The 6477-nt window shown below is 53.8% G+C and carries 6 protein-coding genes and 1 pseudogene; 6 read left to right on the top strand and 1 reads right to left on the bottom strand.

What is annotated here, in order from left to right; genetic code table 11:
• From GOB87_RS16675 to GOB87_RS16030, 6 genes and pseudogenes are all read left to right on the top strand, one after another.
• A pseudogene (locus GOB87_RS16675) lies at positions 1-252 on the top strand (hypothetical protein); the annotation flags it as partial.
• A gap of 7 nt (positions 253-259) precedes the next feature.
• Positions 260-598 (top strand): type II toxin-antitoxin system Phd/YefM family antitoxin, encoded by a 339-nt coding sequence (locus GOB87_RS16050; RefSeq protein WP_012813325.1) that lies wholly within the window; start codon positions 260-262, stop codon positions 596-598.
• Positions 595-978 carry a type II toxin-antitoxin system VapC family toxin gene (locus tag GOB87_RS16045; protein WP_010516858.1) on the top strand — a complete coding sequence of 128 codons (384 nt, stop codon included), beginning with the start codon at positions 595-597 and terminating at the stop codon, positions 976-978. The genes GOB87_RS16050 and GOB87_RS16045 overlap by 4 nt, the downstream gene beginning before the upstream one ends.
• Positions 979-1101: 123 nt before the next feature.
• Positions 1102-2364, top strand: a complete 1263-nt coding sequence (locus GOB87_RS16040) for a cation:proton antiporter (protein ID WP_166319042.1) — start codon at positions 1102-1104, stop codon at positions 2362-2364.
• On the top strand, positions 2364-2816 hold the full coding sequence (locus tag GOB87_RS16035; protein ID WP_242006530.1) for a DUF1275 family protein: 453 nt from the start codon (positions 2364-2366) through the stop codon (positions 2814-2816). The genes GOB87_RS16040 and GOB87_RS16035 overlap by 1 nt, the downstream gene beginning before the upstream one ends.
• Positions 2817-3797: 981 nt before the next feature.
• Positions 3798-5168 (top strand): hypothetical protein, encoded by a 1371-nt coding sequence (locus tag GOB87_RS16030; protein WP_166319039.1) that lies wholly within the window; start codon positions 3798-3800, stop codon positions 5166-5168.
• Between the two features lie 121 nt (positions 5169-5289).
• Here GOB87_RS16030 and GOB87_RS16025 read toward each other — a convergent pair whose 3' ends face one another.
• Positions 5290-6051 carry a hypothetical protein gene (locus GOB87_RS16025; RefSeq protein ID WP_166319036.1) on the bottom strand — a complete coding sequence of 254 codons (762 nt, stop codon included), beginning with the start codon at positions 6049-6051 and terminating at the stop codon, positions 5290-5292.
• Between the last annotated feature and the right edge of the window lie 426 nt (positions 6052-6477).

The following is a 6477-nucleotide window of genomic DNA, read 5'->3' as shown; positions in this document are numbered from 1 at the left end:
TCAATCAGAGGTTCCCAGATCGCCCATGTCTCGTCCGTAAAGGTGCCTGTTCTGTCTCCTTCTTCCATCCCTACAATATGGGAAGAAATTCAAGATCTAACAGGCCCTAAGGTTGCCATGATTTACAAACGAACCGGTAATATCCGAGCCGTGCAGATCCTGCTGGGTCATTCAAAACTGGATAGTACGGTTCGATACCTTGGGGTGGATGTCGAGGACGCTCTGGCACTGTCGGAAGCCACTGATCTCTGAAACAAACATGCCTCAGGAATTCTCTACCTCCTCCCTATGTGTACATGTTATGATGACACATGGGGAGGAGACCATGAGCCAGCATCTTTCAGATAACGCACCATTACCACAGAAAATCGGTGTTCGGGAGTTCCGGGGAAACCTGACAGCGTATCTGCGTCAGGTCAGACAGGGCAGTACGATCCTCGTGACGTCTCACGATCAGGTTGTCGCTGAACTGCGTCCGCCAGCTCCTTCCTATCGTCCTCGTCGTCAGCCAGGAGCTCTTCGTGGGCGGATCAGAATGAGCGAAGATTTTGATGAGACACCGCCGGACCTTCTTGAAAGCATGGAACGCGACCTGTGAAGGTTCTGCTTGATACGCATGCGTTGCTGTGGTGGCTTTCGGGCTCCGACCGGCTGGGTGAGACTGCACGAGAAATTATCGCAGATCCCGTCCACGATATTCTGGTGAGTATCGTATCATTATGGGAGATTGCGATCAAAATCCGTATCGGAAAGCTTGATGCGGATATGAACGATATTCTAGCAGCCATTCCTGCGGAAGGTTTCTCTCTGCTGCAAATACAGCCCGAACACCTGCAGATTCTTATGTCTTTGCCTTTGCATCATCGTGATCCGTTTGACCATCTCCTGATGGCGCAGGCGCAAGCTGAACACGCCACATTTCTTTCGGAAGACGGACAAATGGATCATTACCCCATCAAGCGAATACGCTGTTCGTGAAGCAGAAACTGCCGTCAGAACACGCCTCATTTTTGTCATTCAATGCCCGGTTAAGCTTCTCGAATAGCGGACTATTTTCGGTTTTTCTTGACGTAAGGAGCCTGAGCAGTCAGCGGTGAGGTCATGGATACCATCAGCCTTCTTGCTCTACTCCTGACGCTCTCGGCAGGCTTCAGCATTCTCAACCACCATACGTTGCGTGTTCCTGTCACGATCGGCGTTCTGGTCTTCTCATTGCTGACCTCGCTTCTGGTCATGATCCTGAACCCTCTGATCCCGGCCTATGACCTTCAGGCTCTCCCACGGTCTGTACTCGGCGCGATCAATCTGCCTGCGGCACTTCTGAACGGTGCCCTTTCGCTGCTGCTTTTTGCGGGAGCCATGCAGGTGGATGTCGGGCATCTGCGAGCAAAGCTGATGTCTGTGACCGCTCTCTCCATTCTGGGAACCGTTCTGGCCGTGGCGTTTCTGGCGGTCGCGGCGTGGTGTGTTTTCCCGCTGCTGGGCCATGCCGTTCCCTTTACATGGTGCATCGTGCTCGGCGCTATCCTCGCTCCGACAGACCCGGTTTCGGTCGTGGGAATGCTGAAACGTCTGGGACTGCCAGGACCGCTACAGGCCGTCTTTGCGGGCGAGAGCCTGTTCAATGACGGCGTGGGCGTCGTCATTTTCGGTGTGACGATCGGGCTGGCGACTGGAGACAGTCAAGGGGTGGGCGCTTCTGAGATTGCCATGAGCTTCTGCCGCGAAGCGCTCGGTGGTGGTCTTCTTGGAGCGATAACCGGGTGGATTGCTCTTCGTGTGCTCAAGGGACAGCGTGACCCGCATATTGATCTGCTGACCTCGCTGGCTCTGGCGACCGGAACCTTCAGCATCGCCAATCAGTTGGGGATGTCCGGTGCGATTGCCGTCGTCGTGGTCGGTCTCTGCTTCGGAACCAGCTACAGCCATTCCATTTTCGATGAAGTATCGCGCAAGGAACTCGACATTGCATGGACGCTGATTGACGAAGTGCTGAACGTCCTGCTGTTCATGCTCATCGGCTTTGAAATACTGGAGATCACGCCGCATCTGTTCACGGTTCTGGCGACGCTTGTCGTGATCCCGCTGTCCATTGCCGTGCGGGCATTGAGTGTGCTGTTCTCCACCCTGCCGGTTCATCTCCGGCAGTGGGAGCGGGGCCGTGTCCTCGGCATCCTGACATGGGGCGGCCTGCGTGGCGGCATCTCGGTTTCTCTGGCGCTTGGCCTACCACCCGGAGACCTGCGCGACCTGCTGCTGCCTGTCTGTTACGGTGTCGTGGTGTTCACCATCATCGTGCAGGGGTTGACCATGGAGCGGGTCGCCCGCAGGCTCTATCCGTCAATCGCTTCCCGGTCGCAATAATGCCCTCCTCCCTTCTCCCGGTCTCGATTTCCGCCCGGCGGGTTCTCATTCTCGGGCTTGTCGCAGGCTATGTGGATGCCCTGAGTTTCGTCGATCTGGGCGGTGTCTTTGCAGGCGCGATGACGGGCAATACCACGCATATGGGCGCCTCGTTTATCAGCGGAAACTGGCACCATGGCCTGCTTCTGGTGGGTGTGCTGGGTGTCTTTTTCCTTGCCGCCATCCTGTCCGGCCTGATGCGGCTGTTATGGTCGCCAGCTTATGGTGCCATGGTGATGACAATCTTCATGGTTCTGGCACAGATCGTGCATGGATCCTCCCTACGCTACTGGGGCGAATTTCTCGTGCTTCCGGCACTGCTGGCTGTTCAGGGCGAAACGATCGCGAAATTCTCCGGCACGCCCATGCCCACGATCGTCGTGACAACAAACCTGCTGAAAGCCGCATCGTGAATTGCGGAATGGGTAGCGTCATGTCTTGCGCCGGACAGGAACACTCGCCCTGTCGCAGGAAGCATTTTTCTGCCGCTACTTTCGTGGGGGGCTTTTCTGGCTGGCGTGATGGCCGCCGCCATGGGGCTGGCCTTGCACGGTAGTTTTCCGTTCCTGTGGCCCGTCCCGCTCCTTGTCTTTCTATACCGGGATATCTGAAAAACAGAACGTGCAGGGCAAGACGATAATTGAACACTCAGTCCGGCAGGACCAGATCAGACGTGGGACGTAATGCGTTCACGAATGCGAATATGCCTCTCGGTTAGGTCGGGTTTTCATGCCTGACAGCCGACATTCTCCTTTCCCCCCCCATAACTGTCGGAATAATGCGAGGCGGGTACAGTCATGCGAGATATCAATGATCTCGTGATACGCGATATTCTGGTTGGGGAGGGTACGGGAGTAAGAAGCAGCGGCTACATGCTGTTTTTCCCCTGAATCGTGAGCCACGGATTTGCACTCAATGCTTTTGGTGTCTTCTGGATCGCGGGAAAGGCAATCCATAGTCTCTGACATAGTAACAGACTGGCCGTAGGGCAGGGGGCATCCAGTTCTTTCGGAGCAAGGGTGATAAAGGATCAAACAAAAGTAGAGAAAAATATTTTATTTTTTCAGTTAGTTAAATGTGCTCACAACCGTTCAACGAAGCCGCTGACAAGCAGCAGTTTTCTTTGGTTGTGTGCCCCCGTAACCAAGCGTACGTCCTTGATCGGACACGATAAACCCGCCCTAAACAGGCGGGTTTTTTGTTGCCTAAAATTCCCCGCAGGAAACACATAGGAAACAGACGAAAAGGTACCGGGGCGCATTTTTGTCCACTTTCACAAATGCGTGATTGAAGAGTGAGGCACCCTGTCGCCTGTTTTGGGGTATCATTCTAGGCTTGTCGAGTCAGGACAGTCTGCCCCTCTGCTGTCCGTATCAGGAGACGCAGGAGCAGCCATGGCCGCAGACGAACTCACGGGACTGATCCGTTATCTCGGTCAGGAGGACTGGCAGGAGTGTTTTGGCGAAGTGCTCGGCGATCACATCGGTCCGGCGCTGGAAGCGGGCGACATCACGTTCGAGGATCTGGCGGAGATGATCGGTCCCGACGTCGCCATGACGCTATGGGGCTGCGCCTTCGAGGATTTTCTCGGGCAGGACTGGGACGATAGCCGGAACTTCGTGGACGTTTACCTCAAGCGTCGGGGCTGGAAGGAAGGGCCGCGTAACAGCGCCTATATGCGTGCCCTCAAGGCTTCGGTCATGAGCCTGTATGAAGTCTCGGACATCAAACCCGGCCAGAGCCTGATGGCGCGTGACCTGCTGCGGGGTGGTGATCCGGTTCTGGTGCATGAAGGCACGGCAACCCGGACACTGGAACAGTGGGACCGGATTGCAGCACGTCTCGTGCTGTCCGATGGAAAGACCATTCTGGCAGGCGGGCTGCTCGCCTATTCACGGGGTGCCTGCGAAGATCTGGCGACGCACCTTTACAAGGTGCTTCGGAAGCGGCGGGGCAAGGCCGAGTTTCCGAAAGTCGATACGCAGACCCTGCGTGAGCTTGCGCCGATGTTCACGCTGACCTGGCTGTTCCGGACACTGGAGGACATGGCCCGGCAGATGGAGGGGCCAGCTTTGTTCAATGGGGACGGAGAGGATCTGGTCTTCCATGAAGTGTGTTTTCCGCTGGCAAAGGGCGTGACGCAGAAGACAGTGGCGGACGTGCTTGACGGGATCATGGCCCTGCGACCGGAAAACCGGTCATTCTGGAACTGGCTGAAAGAGCCGATGAGCGATCCCGTGCGCAAGGCTGGACGAGATGAAAACGGGCGGTTCCTGCGCACGGAGATGGATGATGGTGCGATCGTGCTGGGCACGCTGGATCTGAAGGAGCGGCAGTTGCGGCTGCAGGTGAACTCGAAAGAGCGTGCCGAACGTGGTCGTGCCATGCTGCAGGTTGGTCTGGGAGATCTCGTGCACGCTCCGTTCACGCAGATCATGACGCCGGCGCAGGCGATGGAAGACCGGGGGACGCATGGACGGGAGGTCTCGCCAGAACTGCAGATCCCGCCCGAGGAGGAAGCCCGGATTATCGGGCAGATGCTGGAGCGGCACTATCGGCAGGTGCTTGATGAGCCAGTCCCGGCCCTGGGGGATTTGACGCCGCGCCAGGCCGTCCAGACAGCCTCAGGACGTAAAAAAGTGGCCATCTGGTTGAAGGATATCGAAAACACTACGGTCCGCGCCCAAGGGAGTGGCGGTGCCATGGCTGCCTACGATTTTGGGTGGATGTGGCACGAACTCGGAATCATCAGGCTTAGGAAATAGTCCGCTCACGCCCTCTTCGCGGACATTTAGCCGGGACTAATGGATTCTCGAAACTGGACGTAGCCTGCCAGCGTGATCCTGGAACCTGAAGGCGGTCGACATGCAAAATATAATATTAATTTTACTCTGAATGGCCGTGTCTGCCCATCGGAAAGGGGTCAATAACTGTTCCCCGCAACATTTCACGTGATTTCCGGAAAGCCTCTAACGCTTCACTAAAAGAGGCCTTTTGGTCCTTATTACACAAAGGAAAAACACCTGCCTCACCAACCGTTGCGACACGCATACCATTTGGTATATTTTTTCGACGACTAACCACCATTTCCATAGTCGCTTCTTGTAGGTAAAAATTATCGCCTTTATCTAACATGCTTTGGTAAACTTTATTTATCTCGTCGTATACCCAAGAGCAGAATTCAGTAGCTTCATCATTTTTTGGTATCTCTCCTTTATGTATAACTTTGTTTCTAAATGTTCTTATCTTTGGGTTTTCTTTATAGGGCGCGTTGAACTCCAAGAGATATAGCATCAGAAAAGCTCCAAACTGTCTTTCTGATTGCTGCGCCATAGTCTTGAACATCTCATCGAACAGATCAGTCGAAATTTCTCTGCTTCTTGCAGAACTTCTGATAAAGAATTCATAGAAGCGTTCGAGGGCCGCTGAAAAGCTGGCGCACGCCTCAAGCGTGAACCCCTCTAGGAGCGCCGCACCTCCTGAATTTAAAAGTATTTCAAATTTTTGAGCCTGCACTATGACAGCAAATTTGTGCCCTACAGAACATGTTACGAATGCAACCCCATCGTCGAAATAATCGACCAATTGTGATTCAAAGCGAGGGTTAGAAGAAAACGTGCATTCAAAACACGGCGCGAGAACTTTCATGAATACACCTCAAGGTGATTAAAATTCGATCAACTGTTTTATATCGAACCATATATCACACGACTGTCTACTTCTTTGTTTTTCGAACCTAAAAGCCGACATTCCGTCTCCCCCAACTAAACTGCCTGTCTACTCAAGTAATATGAAGCAGACAGGCTGCTTCCGCCTCATTCACGACATGAATGGAGCCAAGCTACTATCCGAATAGCGGACATGGAAATCTGATTCTCCATTTTGCTCCGACTGATCAAATCCAGCAGTTCACCGTAAGGATGGCAAATAACACTGTCCTATCGCCATTTCAGAATATTCTATCTGGAGGGTTCTAAAAACCCCCTGGTTTTGAGGTCTTCTGTATGATTCTATTTCTTCTGCGTTGATTGAGGGAATGGCGATATGAAGCAGTCTGGTTTCTTTGATGTTGAA

This window comes from Acetobacter estunensis (assembly GCF_011516945.1).
GTDB classification, from domain to species: Bacteria; Pseudomonadota; Alphaproteobacteria; order Acetobacterales; family Acetobacteraceae; genus Acetobacter; species Acetobacter estunensis.
Note: the sequence above shows the minus strand (reverse complement) of the source record. Positions and strands in the feature narration are given on the sequence as shown.

Excerpts from the sequence above, each read along its gene's own strand:
- GOB87_RS16050 (WP_012813325.1), top strand. The coding sequence starts at position 260 with ATGCCTCAGGAATTCTCTACCTCCTCCCTATGTGTACATGTTATGATG.
- GOB87_RS16040 (WP_166319042.1), top strand. The coding sequence starts at position 1,102 with ATGGATACCATCAGCCTTCTTGCTCTACTCCTGACGCTCTCGGCAGGC.
- GOB87_RS16035 (WP_242006530.1), top strand. The coding sequence starts at position 2,364 with ATGCCCTCCTCCCTTCTCCCGGTCTCGATTTCCGCCCGGCGGGTTCTC.
- GOB87_RS16030 (WP_166319039.1), top strand. The coding sequence starts at position 3,798 with ATGGCCGCAGACGAACTCACGGGACTGATCCGTTATCTCGGTCAGGAG.
- GOB87_RS16025 (WP_166319036.1), bottom strand. The coding sequence starts at position 6,051 with ATGAAAGTTCTCGCGCCGTGTTTTGAATGCACGTTTTCTTCTAACCCT.